The sequence below is a fragment of the Vibrio sp. M260118 genome (assembly GCF_036533755.1).
Lineage (GTDB): Bacteria > Pseudomonadota > Gammaproteobacteria > Enterobacterales > Vibrionaceae > Vibrio.
The window spans coordinates 1-17,289 of sequence record NZ_JATABG010000001.1; the positions used below are offsets into that span (position 1 = coordinate 1).

The window sequence follows — 17,289 nt, forward strand, 5'->3', positions numbered from 1 at the left end:
TCAACCACTTTTTTCAAACTTTTTTCAAGCGTTTCCGCTTGGCTAATTGACCTTACTAACCAGCTTAACGTTTCTGTTGAAGCGTTGCCGTGTCAGCGAGGGGCATTATAGAGATCGCCATCACATTGGCAAGCCCTTTTTCGCGTTTTTTTTGATTTTTTTATTGTTTGTGTATTTTCTATTCAAAACCACCTGTTTTTGCCACTTTTCTAGCCTTATGATGGCAATTCTCCTCTAGAACAAGGAAAAATGATGACCTCTCTACGCAGTTATAAAGGTATAAAGCCACAACTAGGTGAACGCGTATATATAGATAGCAGTTCGGTATTAGTGGGAGATATCCGCATCGGCGACGACTCTAGCGTCTGGCCACTCGTCGCTGCCCGTGGCGATGTAAACCACATTCATATTGGTGAGCGCACCAATATTCAAGATGGTAGCGTGCTTCACGTTACCCATAAGAATAAAGACAACCCTAACGGCTACCCACTAATCATAGGCAATGATGTCACTATCGGCCATAAAGTCATGCTTCACGGCTGCACAATTAAAGATAGAGTGTTAGTTGGCATGGGAGCGATTGTTTTAGACGGGGCAGTTATAGAAGAAGGGGTTATGATCGGTGCAGGGAGTTTGGTTCCACCTAGCAAAGTGTTAGAGAGTGGTTACCTCTATGTCGGTAGCCCAGTAAAACAAGCGCGCCCACTTAACGATAAGGAGCGCGCTTTCTTGCAGAAGTCTGCCGATAACTATGTGCAGAACAAAGAAGATTACCTGCATCAGGTAGAGGATATTACAATCCACCCTTGAGCGTTGAACTCTTCGTCTTCAATTAACTCTTCAGCAAGCTCTTCAAGATCAAATCGGTATTGAGAGAACACTTCAAGAGCTTGCTGTTCATTATCAACCGTCTGACCAGACAACTTCTCTAGTTCAGCTTTCGTTACCAAGCACTGAATAAGTGCTCCCGCCTGCTGCGCTGAAAACAACACCGCTTGCTTGTCTTGGTCCCAAGACTGGACGTCAGGAAAAAGAATCGATTGATTCATTACAAGCCCTCTAGATTTTTTCTTAGCTCACGCAGAATCTGTTTAGTGCCCGGTCTTAGGCCGCGCCAAAGCATAAAGCTTTCAGCTGCCTGACCGACTAGCATACCAAGGCCATCAAATGCCTTTGCTGCGCCATTATCGAGAGCCCACTGGTTAAATCGAGTCACACCTTTGCCATAAACCATGTCATAACAAGTACTGTTCGCATCAAAGATATCGGCCGAAATTGCGGGCAAATCGCCATGCAGACCTGAAGAAGAGGCGTTAATTACTACATCATAGGCTTGTCCAACGTTATCCATTAGCGTCGCACTGATGTTACCAAAACTTTCGAACATCTCGGCCAGTTGCTGGGCTTTAGAATAGGTACGATTGGTAATCACTAACTGCTGCGGGTTTTGCTCAAGTAGCGGTTGAATCACCCCTCTTGCCGCTCCACCAGCACCAATCAATAAAATACGAGCGTCTTTAAGTTCTACCTGCATGGCAAGAAGGTCTTGCACTAAACCCGCACCATCAGTGGTATCACCGATAATCTCACCATCATCTAACTTCTTTAGCGTATTTACCGCACCAGCAAGCTTGGCACGCTCTGTTAGACGATCTGCAAACTGAAATGCTTGCTCTTTAAAAGGGGCGGTAATGTTGCAACCTTTACCACCTTCTGCAAAGAAAGCTTCTGCCGCTGCTGCAAACTCTTCTGGCGGCGCTGTTTTTGCCGTGTATTCAAGGTTCTGATTCGTTTGGCGTGCAAACAGGGTATGGATGAAAGGTGATTTACTCTGTGAAATCGGATTGCCAAATACGGCGTACTTATCAATTTGGTGGTCCATAACCTGATTTGCTCCATAAATAAGAAAGGGTCACTGTCATGACCCTATCACTATATATAGAGGGAAAAAAGTCTTACCACTCAATTGGCTTTAAGTAGTGGTTGAGTTTGGCCTCTTCGCTGCCCTCTTCTGCTTGGTAGCTATATTCCCAACGAGCAAGAGGCGGCATAGACATTAGAATCGACTCGGTACGACCGCCACTTTGCAAGCCAAACAGAGTGCCACGGTCGAAAACCAGGTTAAATTCGACATAACGACCACGACGATAGAGTTGGAACTGACGTTCTCGCTCACCATACTTGGTGTCCTTGCGGCGCTCGACTATCGGCAAGTAGGCTTGGGTATAACCTTCACCGACGGCTTTAATATAATCAAAGCACTTATCAAACTCCCAGTGATTGAGGTCATCAAAGAACAGACCGCCAACACCACGAGTTTCATCTCGGTGCGGAAGATAGAAGTACTTATCACACCAAGCTTTGTGTTCAGGGTAAACTTCACTGCCAAACGGAGCACACACCTCTTTGGCGGTGTTATGCCAATACTGAGCGTCTTCATCAAATGGATAGAAAGGCGTGAGGTCGAAACCACCACCAAACCACCAAATAGGCTCTTCACCCTCTTTTTCCGCAATGAAGAAGCGTACATTGGCGTGAGACGTTGGCACGTAAGGGTTATTTGGGTGCATAACCAAAGAGACACCCATAGCTTCAAAGCGACGTCCTGCAAGTTCAGGACGATGAGCGGTCGCTGAAGCAGGCATCTCTTTACCTTGTACGTGGGAGAAGTTCACGCCCCCTTGCTCAAATACGGCCCCCTCTTTCATGACTCGTGTGCGGCCGCCGCCACCTAACTTTTCACCAGGTTCACGGTGCCACGCATCTTCAACAAAAACAGCTTGTCCATCGGCCTCTTCTAGTTGCAGACATATAGAGTCTTGAAGAGACATCAAAAACTGTTTTACCGCTTGTTTATCTATCGCTGACATACGATTTCCTTTACTGCAGAGTTATCCCTGTCTTAATACTTGTAATGTTTTAGCGTCGCGAATTTCGCTTGGCTTTTCTCTTCCGCCGGTTTTTCCCTCAAGCACAATGATCTGCTCTCGGCCAAATTGCTGGTATACCTCTTCACTGGTTAGGCAGGCTGGCTGCCCAGTTAAGTTGGCGCTGGTTGAGGTTAACGGCTTTGCAAATGCATGGCACATCTTTTGTACCAAAGGATGATCCGTTACGCGAACTGCTATCGATTGATGCTGACCAGATACCAATGAAGAGACGCGCGAGCTACGCGGCATTATCCAAGTCACGGGTCCCGGCCAACTCTGTTTAACTCTTGCTAACTGTTCTTCTGTCAATTGAGACTCATCGATATACGGTACAAGCTGCTCATAATCAGCTGCGATAAGGATCAACCCCTTCTCTTCAGGACGCTGTTTTAGTTGCAATAGCTTACGTACCGCGTCGCTATTATCTGGGTCACATCCGACACCAAACACCCCTTCCGTTGGGTAAGCAATGACTTCTCCACGGTTCAAAGCGTTGAGTGCTTGAGCAAAGTTATCCACCTAATGGCACCTTATAAAGTCTCTATTGAAGTCAGTTTACAAATAATCGCACACGGTTACTAATTTCAATCACACGCAAACGTTTGCTTGAGAGTGAAATCTCCGTATAATGCGCTCAAATTGTTTGCTCACCTTATCTATGCAGCTTTGAAGGAGTTTGAGATGAAAGTCGGTATCATCATGGGTTCTAAATCAGATTGGCCAACCATGAAACTAGCAGCAGAAATGCTAGACAAGTTTGGCGTTGAGTACGAAACCAAAGTCGTTTCTGCACACCGTACTCCTCAACTTCTAGCTGACTATGCTAACAGCGCCAAAGAGCGCGGTTTAAAGGTCATTATTGCTGGTGCTGGCGGCGCTGCTCACCTACCGGGTATGGCTGCTGCGTTTACTTCATTACCAGTACTGGGTGTTCCTGTTCAATCTCGCGCACTTAGCGGCCTTGATTCTCTATACTCCATCGTGCAAATGCCAAAAGGTATTGCTGTAGGTACGCTTGCTATCGGCGAAGCGGGTGCGGCAAACGCCGGTATTTTAGCTGCGCAAATTCTTGGCACTCATGATGAAGCTGTGATGGCGAAAGTTGAAGCGTTCCGCGCCGAGCAAACAGAAACGGTTCTCGCTAACCCAAACCCAGCTGAGGACTAATCGATGCATGTTCTAGTGCTAGGTGCAGGCCAATTGGCTCGTATGATGTCACTCGCTGGCGCGCCACTGAATATCGAAATTTCAGCCTACGATGTGGGTAGCAAAAATATCGTCCACCCTTTAACTCAAGCTGTGATTAGTCATGGTTTAGAGAGTGCGATTGCGAGCGCAGATGTCATTACTGCTGAGTTTGAGCATATTCCACACGACACCCTTACAGTATGTGAGCAAAGTGGAAAGTTTTTACCTTCAACTGAAGCAATCAAAGCCGGTGGCGATCGCCGCATTGAAAAACAGCTATTAGATGACGCTAATGTTCGCAATGCAAAATACTTTGTCATCAACACGCGTGAAGATTTTGACCGTGCAATTGAGCACGTCGGAATTCCAATGGTACTGAAAAGTGCTTTGGGTGGTTACGATGGTAAAGGCCAATGGCGTCTAAAGGATGCCAATCAAGCGGATGCGATTTGGACTGAAATGGCCGAGTGCATTGCTGCCTCAGACTCGCAAGCGATCGTTGCTGAAGAGTTCGTTCCATTTAACCGTGAAGTATCCTTAGTCGGCGCTCGTGGTAAAGATGGTAGCGTTGAGGTTTATCCATTAGCAGAAAACGTTCACACCAATGGCGTACTGACTCTGTCCACAGCAATAGCAGACACCGATCTGCAACAGCAAGCAAAACAGATGTTCACTGCTGTTGCCGATAAACTCGACTATGTTGGCGTGCTCGCCCTCGAGTTTTTTGATGTGGATGGCACTTTACTGGTAAACGAAATTGCGCCACGTGTGCACAACTCTGGTCACTGGACTCAACAAGGTGCGGAGACTTGTCAGTTTGAAAACCACCTACGTGCAGTGTGTGATTTGCCATTAGGTAGCACTAAGCTGATTCGTGAAACCTCAATGATCAACGTCTTGGGTGAAGACACCCTGCCACAAGCATTACTGGCAATGGATGGGGTTCATATTCACTGGTACGGCAAAGAGAAACGCGCCGGTCGTAAAATGGGTCACATCAATGTCTGTGGCGATTACAGTGGTGAATTGCAACGTAAACTTTGTGCACTGGCTGATGTGTTAGACAAAGAGACCTTTCCTGCGGTGCATGAGTTTTCAGCAAACTTTGCCGAGTAATTCAGTTCATAGATAGCAAAAACGGCGCTTGATGCGCCGTTTTTTTATATCAACAGAGATCAATAATTCTGGTTGCTATCACTGTTCCGATTGAGTGTGATGACACTTTCTGTCGGCGCACTGCCTTTTGACTCCACTGGCCAGCTTCTTCTCAACTAACAGTGGAAAACCACACTTCTCACATTGACCTGTAATTGGCGGCTGATTAACCGCAAACTTGCATTTAGGGTAGTTATCACAGGCATAGAAAACCTTACCAAAACGGGTCTTACGCTCGACCAAATGGCCTTTAGCGCACTCTGGGCAAAGATGATGCTCTGGCTGCTGTTCTTGCTTAGGTTGATCAAGAGATTCGATATGGTGGCATTGAGGATAATGACTACAACCGATAAACATCCCATAGCGACCTTGGCGCAGCACCAGTTCATTGCCACACTCAGGGCATGGCACGCCTAGCTCTTTAATGATATGACCATCATTTTGATGTAAAGGCTTGATGTAGTCACACACAGGATACTGATCACAGCCCAAGAAAGGGCCGTGTTTGCCGTGGCGAAGGTGAAGTTCACCTTCGCGCTGCTCTTGCTGACACTTAGGACAGGCTTGATGCTCTAATGCGTGTTCATGGGCTGAAAACAGCTGATGGTCAATTTTATTGCTCATATCAACTCAGGAGTTAGTGAAGAATACCTTGCTCTTTGGTATACAACAGCTCTTCCATAAGTGTGTATGCGTTCTCGTTCCCCGGCACATTAAACAGCACCATAAGCACGATCCATTTGAGATCATCAAGTTCAAACTCGTCTGTCTCTAACCCCATGATACGGTCAATGACCATCTCACGAGTTTCTGTGGTCAAAACATTAACCTGCTCTAAGAAGGTCAAAAAGCCACGGCACTCAAGACTTAAGCGCTCACACTCTTTGCTGGTATAGATACGAGTCGAGTTCGAAGTGCTACACACCGAAATCGCAGAGTGGGTTTCACTTTGCTGTAGTGCTGCTAACTCTTCTAGCCAGACAAGGGCTTTATAAATGTCTTTTTGATGAAAGCCTGCGCGAAGAAGCTCTTCTTCTAGCTCATCTTGATTGACTTGTAACTCTGCATCGCTATGGATGTAGGTTTCGAATAGATACATTAAGATATCCATCATCATAGCTAGCCCCTCCCCTTTCGAATATAGCCACCGGAAACTGCAACAACATGCCCTGAAAGCTCAAGCTCCAAGAGCTGCATCATGACCTCCTGCACAGGTATATTGGTCCTGTTTGCAAGAATATCAACTGGTATAGCTTTACTTCCTACGTTAGCTAACAGCTGAGGAAATGGCAATTCTTCTTTGCTCTCTATTTTATCGAAAAGTTCATTTTGAATCGGTGGCTTACTAGTATTCGACCAACGCAGCAGTGTATCTATTTCATCCAGGATGTCTTCTACACGCATTACCAAGCAAGCACCTTGCTTAATCAACAGGTTACAACCGCGCGCATTCACATCGTCGATCGCGCCCGGAACAGCAAATACCTCTCGCCCTTGTTCCAGAGCATAACGAGCAGTAATCAATGAACCGCTTTTCTCTGCTGCTTCGACCACCAATACACCTAAAGAGAGGCCACTAATAATTCGATTCCGCCGTGGAAAATGACTCGCCTTAGGTTTTGCTTGTGGATGGAACTCCGATACCAAGGCGCCATTATGTTCGACAATTCTATCGGCCAAATTACGATGACGGGCAGGATAAACAGACTCTAAACCACAGCCTAACACCGCCAAGGTACGTCCATTGCCTTGCAAAGCTCCGTCATGAGCATGACCATCCACGCCCAACGCAAGGCCACTTGTCACAATTAACCCATGCTCAACTAAAGATGAAGCAAATTGGCGCGCATTGTTTAACGCTTCAATACTGGCATTGCGACTTCCTACTATCGCCATTTGGGGCTCAGCCAATCCCGTCAGCTCGCCTTGTACAAACAGAACCGGAGGTGAGCCCACCGCTTGCTTTAGCATTTGGGGATAAGCCTTATCAGACAGTGTAATGATATGGTTGTGTGCAGATTTCTGCTGCCACTCTAAACATTGCTCAACTTCAGAGGCAGAGTGCTGCTTTAAGTATTTGATCTGCTTTTGGTCAAAACCAAACGACAACAGAGTCGCCTTGTCTGACTGCACAATGTTTACTGGGGAGTCCGCCTTTAATAAGCGGGTAAAAGTTTTCGGCCCGATATTCGGAGTAAAATAGAGTGACAGCCACGCGCTCAATTGTTCTTGATTCATCGCCTATGCGCCCTTCTATTGAAACTTAGCTGGCTGGATCTTCGTCGCAAGGCCAATCGCTTCAACACTCTCGCTAACCACGGCAATACTAAACCGTGGATGTAGATGAGTTACCACCAATTGACCTATATGCCTCTCAGAAAGCTGGGGCATATCAGTAGCAAAATCGTCAAGCAATTCGAACACATGGCCAACCAATAGCCCATCATCACTGCCTCGATTAAGGATCACGCTTTGGTTTTCACCCACATAATTAGTGCCCGCTAGCGTCCCAACAATCTCCGCACTAGACACTGTGGCAGATGAAACAGCCGTTAGAGTGGCTTGATTTCTAGTCAGTAGGGCCGTAGCAAGAGCGATATCATTGGCAGCAATCTCTTGGCTTTGATCAGTCACTTGTAGACTTGTATGTTCTTCATTGACGAACTCGAGACGTGCATCGGCAATCTTCCTAATCACAACAACTTTTGCTGTCTCCCGTTGGTAATAGCTGATTTCGCGGTAAATAGCCCATGCCTGTTGCGCGTGACGACCAGAGATAATAATGGGCTCGCGACCATCGATAAGCCGACGCCCCTGAACATTGCCAATCACACGACTGACCGTTTTGCTCGCATCAGCATCGATAATTTGAACCTGAGTTAAATCGAAAGGATTTTGCGCAAAGTCGGAAGGGTACGAAGCGGTACTGTGTTGATGATGGATAGTTGGGCTTAGTTTGACTATTGGCTTTTCTGGCAACGCCTCTGTTTGAGCGATGGCGAGATTAACAAATCCAAGCAAAGCAAACCCAAAAACACTCAAGCAAATGCGCAGCATAGTTTTAACTCCTAATCAGCTATCTATCTCAGCGACATTCCCTCTAAATCTGAGCGTTAACAACAAAGAGAAGCGACTCAAAAAACGCATTGATGCTGTCATTTGAGATGTAAAATGTCTAGAATTGAGCCAACGAGGTTTATCCTGATTCGGCACAGTTCAACATTTCGAGTGTATATGTCTGTATTACAAGTATTAACATTCCCAGATGATCGCCTACGCACCGTGGCTAAGCCAGTTGCAGAGGTGACACCTGAGATTCAAAAGTTCGTTGATGACATGATTGAAACCATGTACGACGAAGAAGGTATTGGTCTGGCAGCAACCCAGGTTGATTTCCACCAGCGCATTGTTGTTATCGATATCTCTGAAACCCGCGATGAGCCAATGGTTCTGATCAACCCGGAAATCATCGAAAAGCGCGGTGAAGACGGGATTGAAGAGGGCTGCTTATCGGTTCCTGGTGCACGAGCATTAGTGCCACGTGCAGCGGAAGTAACGGTCAAAGCTTTAAACCGTGAAGGTGAAGAATTTACCTTTGATGCTGATGATCTATTGGCAATTTGTGTTCAGCACGAACTTGACCACTTAGAAGGCAAACTGTTTGTCGATTACCTTTCGCCACTGAAGCGTAAGCGTATTCAAGACAAGCTTGCTAAGATCAAGCGTTTCAACGAAAAGAACGCGAACAAAGCCTAAGCGCCAACTAATAGAAGGAAGGTACCTTGAGCAAACCTTTGAAAATTGTTTTTGCTGGTACTCCGGATTTCGCCGCCCGTCACTTGGCGGCGTTGTTGTCTTCGGAGCACGACGTTATCGCTGTTTACACACAGCCAGATCGCCCAGCAGGTCGCGGTAAAAAACTAACCGCCAGCCCAGTAAAAAACATCGCTCTTGAGCATGACATCCCAGTATTCCAACCTGAGAACTTTAAATCTGACGAAGCAAAACAGCAGCTTGCAGATTTGAACGCAGATATCATGGTTGTGGTTGCTTACGGCCTATTGCTTCCCCAATCGGTGCTTGATACGCCAAAACTTGGTTGTATCAACGTTCACGGTTCAATCCTACCTCGCTGGCGCGGCGCTGCTCCAATTCAACGCTCGATTTGGGCGGGAGATGCCGAAACGGGTGTCACTATCATGCAGATGGATATCGGTTTAGATACTGGTGACATGCTTAAAATTGCCACCCTGCCAATCGAAACGAGCGATACCAGTGCGACCATGTACGAAAAGCTCGCAGAGCTTGGTCCTGACGCTTTAGTAGAGTGTTTGGCGGATATTGCTAAGGGTAAAGCCGTACCTGAAAAGCAAGACGATGCTTTAGCTAACTACGCCAAGAAGCTTAGCAAAGAAGAAGCTCGCATTGATTGGAACGACGATGCTGAGCATATTGAGCGCTGCGTTCGTGCTTTCAACCCGTGGCCAATGAGCCATTTTGAAGCTGCTGAAAACAGCATCAAAGTTTGGCAAAGCCGAGTTGACGACCAAGCAACAGACAAGCCAGCTGGTACTATCCTACAAGCAGACAAAACGGGTATCTACATTGCCACAGGTAACGGCGTACTGGTTTTAGAACAGCTACAAGTACCAGGTAAAAAAGCGATGTCAGTTCAAGACATTTTGAACTCTCGCGCAAGTTGGTTCGAAGTAGGAACTCAACTCATCTAACTTTCCCGCAGGGAACAAGTACATTTCGAGGGTGGAGACACCCTCCCTTAGTTTAAGGTATTCCATCATGAATGTTCGCGCAGCTGCTGCAAACGTCCTATTTCAAGTGGTCGACAAAGGCCAATCCCTTTCACACGCCTTACCTGCGGCGCAAAAGACCATCAGACCAAGAGACCATGCTCTCTTGCAAGAGATCTGTTACGGCGCGCTTCGCTACCTACCACGACTAGAATCTATCGCTAATGAGCTGATGGAAACGCCGCTAAAAGGGAAAAAACGCGTTTTCCACCACTTGATTCTTGTCGGTATTTACCAGCTTAGCTTCATGCGCATTCCTGCTCACGCAGCCGTTGCTGAAACGGTCGAGGGAACGAAAACGCTTAAAGGCCCAAGTCTACGCGGATTGATCAATGCCGTGCTGCGCAGTTACCTTCGTGACCAAGAAGAGCTTGATGAGAAGGCAGTGAGTCACAACGCGGGCAAATACGGTCATCCAAACTGGCTACTCAACATGCTACGCGACAGCTACCCAGAGCAATGGGAACAGTTGGTTGAAGCCAATAACAGCAAAGCGCCAATGTGGCTGCGAGTAAACCGCCAACATCACACCCGCGATGAATACCTTGAACTGCTGAAAGATGAAAACATTGAATTCAGCATTCACCCAGAAGCCAGTGATGCCATAAAATTGGCCTCGCCTTGTGACGTAACGCTTCTTCCAGGTTTCGATCGTGGTTGGGTATCGGTACAAGACGCTGCTGCTCAGTTGTCAGTCAACTACTTACAGCCACAAAATGGTGAGTTGATTCTCGATTGCTGCGCTGCGCCCGGTGGTAAAACCGCGCATATTCTTGAGCATACCGAAGACACTGAAGTCGTTGCGATTGATTGTGATGCCAAGCGCCTTGATCGCGTTTATGACAATTTAGAACGACTTCAACTACGTGCTGACGTTATTTGTGGCGATGCTCGCTATCCTCAACAGTGGTGGACTGGCGAGAAATTTGACCGAATTCTGCTCGATGCGCCATGTTCTGCAACGGGAGTTATTCGACGCCACCCTGATATTAAGTGGTTACGTCGAGCAAACGACATCGATGCCTTGGCTGAGCTGCAAAGTGAAATAATGGATGCGATGTGGGGGCAGCTAAAACCGGGCGGTACTATGGTTTACGCTACGTGCTCAATCACTCCAAAAGAGAATGTACTGCAAGTAAAAGCTTTCCTTGAGCGCACGAATGACGCAACCTTAGTTGGCTCAGACGTAAACAACCCTGGACGTCAAATTTTACCAGGGGAAGAGGATATGGATGGTTTCTACTATGCCGTCCTAACCAAGAAAGCGTAATATGACATGGTGACAACTTAGGTTGTCACCATTTAGCTAGTTAAGCGAGAGTAGTGTATGAAAATCATCATCCTTGGTGCGGGTCAGGTTGGCGGCACATTGGCAGAAAACCTCGTTGGTGAAAACAACGACATCACCATTGTTGACCGTGACTCCGATCGTCTGCGTGAACTGCAAGATAAGTATGACCTACGCGTAGTCAATGGGTACGCAAGCCACCCGGATGTGCTGCGTGAAGCTGGCGCTCAAGATGCTGATATGTTAGTTGCCGTCACCAATATGGATGAGACAAACATGGCTGCCTGTCAGGTGGCATTTACTCTATTTAACACGCCTAACCGTATAGCACGTATACGCTCTCCTCAATACCTAACCGAAAAAGAAGCACTCTTTCAATCCGGTGCGGTTCCGGTCGATCATCTAATCGCACCTGAAGAGCTGGTTACTAGCTACATCGAGCGCCTAATCCAATACCCGGGTGCTTTGCAGGTAGTCAGTTTCGCCGAGCAAAAAGTCAGCTTGGTTGCAGTAAAAGCCTACTACGGCGGTCCACTAGTAGGTAACGCACTGTCTGCCCTGCGTGAGCATATGCCCCATATTGATACTCGTGTAGCTGCGATTTTTCGTCAAGGTCGACCAATTCGTCCTCAGGGCACTACCATCATTGAAGCCGATGACGAAGTGTTCTTTGTCGCAGCCAGTAACCACATCCGCTCAGTCATGAGTGAGCTGCAGCGTTTAGAGAAACCATACCGTCGAATCATGATTGTCGGTGGCGGCAACATAGGCTCAAGCCTTGCTCGCCGCTTAGAGCATCTATACAGCGTTAAACTGATCGAGCACAGCTATCAACGTGCGGAAAAACTTTCTGAGGAGTTAGAGAACACGATTGTCTTCTGTGGTGATGCCGCCGATCAGGAACTACTAGCGGAAGAGAACATCGATCAGGTTGACGTGTTTATCGCCCTCACCAACGAAGATGAAACCAACATCATGTCAGCCATGCTCGCTAAGCGTATGGGTGCGAAGAAAGTCATGGTACTAATTCAACGTGGCGCTTACGTCGATTTGGTACAAGGTGGCGTGATTGATGTGGCGATATCTCCACAACAAGCGACTATCTCTGCACTACTGACTCACGTCCGCCGAGCGGACATTGTTAATGTTTCTTCTCTACGTCGCGGGGCAGCGGAGGCGATCGAAGCAATAGCCCATGGTGATGAAACGACATCTAAAGTCGTGGGTCGCGCTATCGGCGATATCAAACTACCACCTGGCACCACCATAGGTGCGATTGTACGTGGTGAGGAAGTACTTATTGCCCATGACCGTACCGTTATCGAGCAAGATGACCACGTGGTCATGTTCTTGGTCGACAAGAAATACGTTCCAGATGTAGAAGCTCTGTTCCAACCGAGTCCGTTCTTCCTTTAGGCAAAGGCTATGGTCAATTTCCGTCCTGTCCTGTTTGTTATAGGGCTAGTGCTATCCAAGCTGGCTCTATTTATGTACGTGCCCACCTTGGTCGCGTTTGTCACTGGCACCTCTGGATTTCTCGAATTTGGTCAGGCAGTTATTATCACCCACCTTGCCGCCTTCGCGTGTTTGACTATAGGGCGCACCAAGCGGTTTAAGCTCAGTGTACGCGATATGTTCCTCATAACCAGTCTAGTGTGGACGATTGCGAGTGCGTTTGCGGCTCTGCCCTTTGTGTTTATCAACCACATTAGCTTTACCGATGCCTATTTTGAAACTATGTCCGGTATCACGACGACGGGCTCTACCGTTCTTAGCGGACTCGATAATATGGCACCTAGCATTTTACTATGGCGTTCAATACTGCAATGGCTAGGTGGCATAGGCTTTATCGTCATGGCAGTAGCAGTTCTACCTATGCTCAACGTCGGTGGTATGAAGCTATTCCATACCGAATCTTCCGACTGGTCAGATAAAAGTAGTCCGCGCGCTAAAACCGTAGCTAAGAATATCGTTGCGGTGTACCTCGCCCTTACCCTACTTTGCATCATCGGGTACCTATTTACGGGAATGACGCTATTTGAAGCGATCAATCACGCCTTTACCACCTTATCGACCGGGGGCTACTCCACGTCCGACGGATCAATGAACCATTTCTCTAATGGTGCCCATTGGGTAGCAACACTCTTTATGTTTCTCGGTGGCTTACCATTCTTACTCTTTGTCGCGGCAATCAGAAAGCGTCAATTCAGAGAGCTATTACGAGACGCTCAAGTACGAGGATTTAGCTATCTGTTCTTGGTCAGCAGTTTGATTATTGCGGCTTGGTTGGTGATTCGAGATGGCTACACGACATTAGATGCACTGCGCGTGTCGATGTTCAACATAGTTTCTGTGGTAACCACAACTGGATTTGGTTTAGAGGATTTCACCGCTTGGGGTGCGCTACCGACCACCCTATTTGCTTTCCTTATGATGGCAGGGGCATGCTCAGGGTCGACGGCAGGGGGAATTAAAATCTTCCGCTTCCAAATTGCGATCACACTTCTTAACAAGCAGATGATGAAACTGATTCACCCATCTGGCGTATTCGTTCAACGCTACAACCAACGCCCTGTCAATGACGATATCGTCCGTTCTGTCGTGGCGTTTGGTTTGACCTTCTTCATCACTATTATCGCCATCGCGGGCGGCTTAAGTGCGATGGGGCTCGATCCAGTTACGAGTATCTCTGGCTCAATTACTGCAGTCGCTAACGTCGGGCCAGGAATGGGATCGGTCATCGGCCCAACAGGTAACTTCGCTCCACTGCCAGATGCAGCGAAATGGTTGCTAAGTTTGGGGATGTTAATGGGCAGGTTAGAAATTCTCACCCTATTAGTACTGTTTTTTCCCGCCTTTTGGCGTCGTTAAGGAATATTATGAAATCGATAGTTGCAACCGTTTTATGCATCATTAGTAGCCTGGCCTATGCCGCTCAAACCGTTACCCTAACGGATGGGCGTCAAGTTCTGCTCAATGATGACTTTACTTGGCAATACGTTGCGCCCGCCAATTCAGAGGCACCATCGGCCTCAACCAGTCACTCCGGACAACCGGCAGTGAAAGCGACGATCGCGACAATTCCCGTAATTGAAAAAAAACTCGGCACCGTCATTGAACTAGGCAATCCCAAGCCCATCATGCAACTATCTGATTCTGGAGTCGATGTATTGCTTGGTTCAGCTCGCTATGAGTCTGGACAGTTGATAATCCCTACCTCACTGACCAACCAAAGCTCACAATCCATCATCATGGTAGAGCTAGACGTTGAATTGACTGGACCATCAGGCAATGTCATCGAGAGGAAAAAAGTAAAAGTATGGACATCAATTAAGCGCATGGCAGATACCTACCTACGTCCTCAGCAGGCCCAAACAGGTAAAGCGATTCAATTCTCGGTCGAGCGCGCGCAGCACTATCAACTCAATGCTGAAATCACTACTGTCGAATCTCGCTAAATAGGGTCGACATAGAAATAGATAGCAAAGAAGTGGCAGGCGCATCCCGCCAAGACAAAACCATGCCAAATAGCGTGGTTATAAGGGATGCGCTTTGCAACATAAAAGATCACTCCCAATGAGTAGATCACTCCCCCAACTGCGAGCAGAGTCAATCCACCGACCTCTATGTTCATCGCCAATTGGTAAATCACGATCAAGGATAACCATCCCATCGCCAGATAAGTGACCAATGACAACTTCTTAAAACGGTAAACAAACGCCAACTTCATCACAATGCCAAATAACGCGATACCCCATATCACTGCCATTAAACCAACGGCGAGCGGTGTTCGTAAGCTCACCAAAAGAAATGGTGTGTAACTGCCCGCAATAAGCAGGTAGATGGCACAATGGTCGAAGGTTTTCAGCGCTCGTTTAGCACGTTTGTATGGGATTGCATGGTAGAGAGTCGAAGCCAAAAACAGCACAATCATGCTGGTGCCATAGATACTCATACTCGTTAAAGTCAGTACATCGGCATTGTGCGTGGTCGATTTAATCAGTAACAGCACCAAGCCGACAATACTCAGCACCATACCAAAAGCATGGGTCAGTGTATTGGCAAACTCTTCTTTAGCGCTGTATTCAGAGGGAGAATTGACAGACATACATGCTCTACTCTGGGTAAAGTGGAATAATTACTCCAGAGTATCGCACATTAAGCTTACACTTGTAAGCTGAAAGTTTTTAAGATTAGGTTACGAATGCGCATCCAAATAAGCAACCACTTGTGCGCCTGCCTCTTGCGCCGAAGTATGCAGAGGAATTTCCATCTGACGCTTCAGATCTCCCAAGCCTAATAGACTCGCAAGCATGCCTTTCGCACCTTGCCTATGGCGATCAATTTCAAACCACATTTGCAAGGTGTCTTCTGTGCGATAGGCGACGACTTCAAGCTCTCGCCAACGTCCATGGAAAGGCCCTGTAGTCGGAACAAACTCAAACTCCTGGACAAAAGGCATCGCGAATCCGTCTACCTCTTCACACTCGACCTGACGAATACGTAACCCCTGCTCTTCAAGTGCAGTAAAGATACCATCAAGCAATGGATCTGGCCTGACTGTGAGGATGTCTTTATCGGTTGGGTCTTTAGCCATCGCAATATCTAAGCCTGTCTCTAGCCACACCTTAGAGTCACCGATCGTTACAGGCGTGTTCCACGGCACATCAAGCTCTATTTCAAAATCACGAGACTCCCCAGGCGCAATAGTAAATGCATAAGGCAATGACCACTTAGCCAATACATAACTTGCAGGAACACGACGCATTCTACTTGCCTTGTGTTTATCCTTATCTGGATTTTCTGGGACTTCTTTGATGTAACGACAATAGAGCTTCAGATCTATGTTATCGATCTCTTGCGCAGTTGAGCCACCATAAACGTGGATGGTGATATTCACTTTTTGTCCTGGATACAAAACTTCTTGCTGCAAGACAGAATCGACCTTGGCCGATCCGATACCAAAACTGGCCAGGGTTTTCTTAAACAACGACATCAATACCTCCTTGGCACAAATAAAACCATTCGATCACTTTCATACTAATCTGCTTTGCTGTATCACTACCACAGACATCTTCACATATTTGTATCGATTCGTAATCGATTAAATATCGACCAACCGAGTTGATAGTGCTAATCTAATTGTTGATATGCTTGCATATCAACATTCCTGATTAATAGTACGGATTGGCGCAAGCCAAAAGAGCTTAGTTTCAGCAATGAATCAAGCCCATAATTAATCAGGCCATTACATTGGCAATGGATATGCCTGACAGTTAGGTAACTTAATGCGCCCAACAACAGTCAGGTTTTCGCACACGAACCGCAGTGCGATGCGCCGCCGCAGTGGATTTGTTTCTACTCCAGTGGCAAAAAGATCAGCTCCAGCAATGACTTTGGTCGAAAAAACCGCCCTAATGGCAGTAACTACAGCGAAAGTCACCAAGGCAGCTTAATTAAAAAGCGCAGCGCTGACTGCGCTTTTTTCTTACCTTCATTTCTTCAATTTGATACCTTTAGCAGCAAACCATTATAAATATTGTGGAGAAAGCCGATGAAGTGTCACCGTATTGAGGAGCTATTAGAGCTACTAGAGCCTGAATGGCAAAAAGACCAAGACCTTAATCTTCTGCAAATGATTGTTAAATTAGCCCAAGAGGCTGGTTACGAAGGTAAGCTAGAAGACCTGACTGATGATGTTCTTATCTATCACCTAAAAATGCGCAACAGCGAAAAAGATGAAATGATACCTGGCCTTAAAAAAGACCAAGAGGATGACTTTAAAACTGCTATTTTGCGTGCGCGTGGTCTTATCGACTAACCCTAGTATTACTCACTAAAAGCGACCTTGGTCGCTTTTTTTATATCTGTTTGATTCCAGAACTCAAACTGTTAGGCGATTTATTTATAAAACTGCAGT

General features: G+C 46.9%; 21 protein-coding genes. 11 read left to right on the forward strand and 10 right to left on the reverse strand.

Annotated elements, in window-relative coordinates; translation table 11 throughout:
• Window positions 1-252 precede the first annotated feature (252 nt).
• On the forward strand, window positions 253-810 hold the full coding sequence (locus tag QTO00_RS00005; protein WP_331422157.1) for a gamma carbonic anhydrase family protein: 558 nt from the start codon (window positions 253-255) through the stop codon (window positions 808-810).
• Here QTO00_RS00005 and QTO00_RS00010 read toward each other — a convergent pair.
• The 4 genes from QTO00_RS00010 to QTO00_RS00025 form a co-directional block, all read right to left on the reverse strand.
• Window positions 780-1,049 carry a DUF1488 domain-containing protein gene (locus QTO00_RS00010; RefSeq protein WP_331422159.1) on the reverse strand — a complete coding sequence of 90 codons (270 nt, stop codon included), beginning with the start codon at window positions 1,047-1,049 and terminating at the stop codon, window positions 780-782. The two genes, QTO00_RS00005 and QTO00_RS00010, sit on opposite strands and share 31 nt — an antisense overlap.
• Window positions 1,049-1,882 (reverse strand): shikimate dehydrogenase, encoded by an 834-nt coding sequence (gene aroE / locus QTO00_RS00015; RefSeq protein WP_331422160.1) that lies wholly within the window; start codon window positions 1,880-1,882, stop codon window positions 1,049-1,051. The genes QTO00_RS00010 and aroE overlap by 1 nt, the downstream gene beginning before the upstream one ends.
• 73 nt (window positions 1,883-1,955) lie before the next feature.
• Window positions 1,956-2,870 carry an oxygen-dependent coproporphyrinogen oxidase gene (hemF, locus tag QTO00_RS00020; RefSeq protein ID WP_331422162.1) on the reverse strand — a complete coding sequence of 305 codons (915 nt, stop codon included), beginning with the start codon at window positions 2,868-2,870 and terminating at the stop codon, window positions 1,956-1,958.
• A 21-nt stretch (window positions 2,871-2,891) separates the two neighbouring features.
• Window positions 2,892-3,449: an L-threonylcarbamoyladenylate synthase gene (locus tag QTO00_RS00025; RefSeq protein WP_331422164.1), complete on the reverse strand. Its 558-nt coding sequence runs from the start codon at window positions 3,447-3,449 to the stop codon at window positions 2,892-2,894.
• 162 nt (window positions 3,450-3,611) lie between these two features.
• On the opposite strand from QTO00_RS00025, the gene purE reads away from it, so the two are divergent.
• Window positions 3,612-4,097, forward strand: a complete 486-nt coding sequence (gene purE, locus QTO00_RS00030; RefSeq protein ID WP_331422166.1) for a 5-(carboxyamino)imidazole ribonucleotide mutase — start codon at window positions 3,612-3,614, stop codon at window positions 4,095-4,097.
• Window positions 4,098-4,100: 3 nt separating this feature from the next.
• The gene (locus QTO00_RS00035) at window positions 4,101-5,234 is read left to right on the forward strand and encodes a 5-(carboxyamino)imidazole ribonucleotide synthase (RefSeq protein ID WP_331422168.1); all 1,134 of its coding nucleotides are present in this window, start codon (window positions 4,101-4,103) and stop codon (window positions 5,232-5,234) included.
• A gap of 78 nt (window positions 5,235-5,312) precedes the next feature.
• On the opposite strand, the gene QTO00_RS00040 is transcribed toward QTO00_RS00035, so the two are convergent.
• Genes QTO00_RS00040 through QTO00_RS00055 form a run of 4 tightly spaced genes read right to left on the reverse strand, consistent with a single transcriptional unit; the run spans window position 5,313 to window position 8,330 of the window.
• Window positions 5,313-5,897, reverse strand: a complete 585-nt coding sequence (locus tag QTO00_RS00040) for a DNA topoisomerase family protein (protein WP_331422170.1) — start codon at window positions 5,895-5,897, stop codon at window positions 5,313-5,315.
• 13 nt (window positions 5,898-5,910) lie between these two features.
• Window positions 5,911-6,390, reverse strand: a complete 480-nt coding sequence (locus tag QTO00_RS00045) for a DUF494 family protein (protein WP_331422172.1) — start codon at window positions 6,388-6,390, stop codon at window positions 5,911-5,913.
• 2 nt (window positions 6,391-6,392) lie between these two features.
• Window positions 6,393-7,511, reverse strand: coding sequence for a DNA-processing protein DprA (gene dprA, locus QTO00_RS00050; protein ID WP_331422174.1), 1,119 nt, complete (start codon window positions 7,509-7,511; stop codon window positions 6,393-6,395).
• Between the two features lie 15 nt (window positions 7,512-7,526).
• Entirely contained in the window at window positions 7,527-8,330 is an 804-nt protein-coding gene (locus QTO00_RS00055) for a hypothetical protein (RefSeq protein WP_331422175.1), read from the reverse strand.
• 177 nt (window positions 8,331-8,507) lie between these two features.
• Between QTO00_RS00055 and def the strand changes: the two genes are divergently transcribed.
• From def to QTO00_RS00085, 6 genes are all read left to right on the forward strand, one after another.
• Window positions 8,508-9,029: a peptide deformylase gene (gene def / locus QTO00_RS00060; protein ID WP_038208733.1), complete on the forward strand. Its 522-nt coding sequence runs from the start codon at window positions 8,508-8,510 to the stop codon at window positions 9,027-9,029.
• 26 nt (window positions 9,030-9,055) lie between these two features.
• The gene (fmt, locus tag QTO00_RS00065; RefSeq protein WP_331422176.1) at window positions 9,056-10,003 is read left to right on the forward strand and encodes a methionyl-tRNA formyltransferase; all 948 of its coding nucleotides are present in this window, start codon (window positions 9,056-9,058) and stop codon (window positions 10,001-10,003) included.
• Between the two features lie 67 nt (window positions 10,004-10,070).
• On the forward strand, window positions 10,071-11,351 hold the full coding sequence (rsmB, locus tag QTO00_RS00070; protein WP_331422177.1) for a 16S rRNA (cytosine(967)-C(5))-methyltransferase RsmB: 1,281 nt from the start codon (window positions 10,071-10,073) through the stop codon (window positions 11,349-11,351).
• Between the two features lie 57 nt (window positions 11,352-11,408).
• Window positions 11,409-12,785 (forward strand): Trk system potassium transporter TrkA, encoded by a 1,377-nt coding sequence (trkA, locus tag QTO00_RS00075; RefSeq protein WP_038208725.1) that lies wholly within the window; start codon window positions 11,409-11,411, stop codon window positions 12,783-12,785.
• 9 nt (window positions 12,786-12,794) lie between these two features.
• Window positions 12,795-14,240 (forward strand): TrkH family potassium uptake protein, encoded by a 1,446-nt coding sequence (locus QTO00_RS00080; protein WP_038208722.1) that lies wholly within the window; start codon window positions 12,795-12,797, stop codon window positions 14,238-14,240.
• 8 nt (window positions 14,241-14,248) lie between these two features.
• Window positions 14,249-14,827 (forward strand): DUF3157 family protein, encoded by a 579-nt coding sequence (locus QTO00_RS00085; RefSeq protein ID WP_331422181.1) that lies wholly within the window; start codon window positions 14,249-14,251, stop codon window positions 14,825-14,827.
• Here QTO00_RS00085 and trhA read toward each other — a convergent pair.
• Complete coding sequence (gene trhA, locus QTO00_RS00090) at window positions 14,824-15,477, reverse strand: PAQR family membrane homeostasis protein TrhA (protein WP_331422183.1); 654 nt, start codon at window positions 15,475-15,477, stop codon at window positions 14,824-14,826. The two genes, QTO00_RS00085 and trhA, sit on opposite strands and share 4 nt — an antisense overlap.
• A gap of 90 nt (window positions 15,478-15,567) precedes the next feature.
• Window positions 15,568-16,365 (reverse strand): sporulation protein, encoded by a 798-nt coding sequence (locus QTO00_RS00095; protein WP_331422185.1) that lies wholly within the window; start codon window positions 16,363-16,365, stop codon window positions 15,568-15,570.
• Window positions 16,366-16,657: 292 nt separating this feature from the next.
• Here QTO00_RS00095 and QTO00_RS00100 point away from each other — a divergent pair, with 292 nt between their 5' ends.
• Together QTO00_RS00100 and QTO00_RS00105 are read left to right on the forward strand one after the other, a co-directional pair.
• Window positions 16,658-16,825, forward strand: coding sequence for a hypothetical protein (locus QTO00_RS00100; protein ID WP_200884369.1), 168 nt, complete (start codon window positions 16,658-16,660; stop codon window positions 16,823-16,825).
• A gap of 98 nt (window positions 16,826-16,923) precedes the next feature.
• On the forward strand, window positions 16,924-17,190 hold the full coding sequence (locus QTO00_RS00105) for a YihD family protein (protein ID WP_331422186.1): 267 nt from the start codon (window positions 16,924-16,926) through the stop codon (window positions 17,188-17,190).
• The last annotated feature ends 99 nt before the right edge of the window (window positions 17,191-17,289 follow it).

Bases quoted from the DNA above. Each gene is read 5' to 3' on its own strand.
- rsmB (WP_331422177.1), top strand. From the start codon at position 10,071: ATGAATGTTCGCGCAGCTGCTGCAAACGTCCTATTTCAAGTGGTCGAC.
- def (WP_038208733.1), top strand. From the start codon at position 8,508: ATGTCTGTATTACAAGTATTAACATTCCCAGATGATCGCCTACGCACC.
- QTO00_RS00045 (WP_331422172.1), bottom strand. From the start codon at position 6,390: ATGATGATGGATATCTTAATGTATCTATTCGAAACCTACATCCATAGC.
- QTO00_RS00035 (WP_331422168.1), top strand. From the start codon at position 4,101: ATGCATGTTCTAGTGCTAGGTGCAGGCCAATTGGCTCGTATGATGTCA.
- purE (WP_331422166.1), top strand. From the start codon at position 3,612: ATGAAAGTCGGTATCATCATGGGTTCTAAATCAGATTGGCCAACCATG.
- dprA (WP_331422174.1), bottom strand. From the start codon at position 7,511: ATGAATCAAGAACAATTGAGCGCGTGGCTGTCACTCTATTTTACTCCG.
- hemF (WP_331422162.1), bottom strand. From the start codon at position 2,870: ATGTCAGCGATAGATAAACAAGCGGTAAAACAGTTTTTGATGTCTCTT.
- aroE (WP_331422160.1), bottom strand. From the start codon at position 1,882: ATGGACCACCAAATTGATAAGTACGCCGTATTTGGCAATCCGATTTCA.
- QTO00_RS00085 (WP_331422181.1), top strand. From the start codon at position 14,249: ATGAAATCGATAGTTGCAACCGTTTTATGCATCATTAGTAGCCTGGCC.
- QTO00_RS00080 (WP_038208722.1), top strand. From the start codon at position 12,795: ATGGTCAATTTCCGTCCTGTCCTGTTTGTTATAGGGCTAGTGCTATCC.
- QTO00_RS00010 (WP_331422159.1), bottom strand. From the start codon at position 1,049: ATGAATCAATCGATTCTTTTTCCTGACGTCCAGTCTTGGGACCAAGAC.
- trkA (WP_038208725.1), top strand. From the start codon at position 11,409: ATGAAAATCATCATCCTTGGTGCGGGTCAGGTTGGCGGCACATTGGCA.
- QTO00_RS00105 (WP_331422186.1), top strand. From the start codon at position 16,924: ATGAAGTGTCACCGTATTGAGGAGCTATTAGAGCTACTAGAGCCTGAA.
- trhA (WP_331422183.1), bottom strand. From the start codon at position 15,477: ATGTCTGTCAATTCTCCCTCTGAATACAGCGCTAAAGAAGAGTTTGCC.
- QTO00_RS00095 (WP_331422185.1), bottom strand. From the start codon at position 16,365: ATGTCGTTGTTTAAGAAAACCCTGGCCAGTTTTGGTATCGGATCGGCC.
- QTO00_RS00100 (WP_200884369.1), top strand. From the start codon at position 16,658: ATGCGCCCAACAACAGTCAGGTTTTCGCACACGAACCGCAGTGCGATG.
- QTO00_RS00005 (WP_331422157.1), top strand. From the start codon at position 253: ATGACCTCTCTACGCAGTTATAAAGGTATAAAGCCACAACTAGGTGAA.
- QTO00_RS00040 (WP_331422170.1), bottom strand. From the start codon at position 5,897: ATGAGCAATAAAATTGACCATCAGCTGTTTTCAGCCCATGAACACGCA.
- QTO00_RS00055 (WP_331422175.1), bottom strand. From the start codon at position 8,330: ATGCTGCGCATTTGCTTGAGTGTTTTTGGGTTTGCTTTGCTTGGATTT.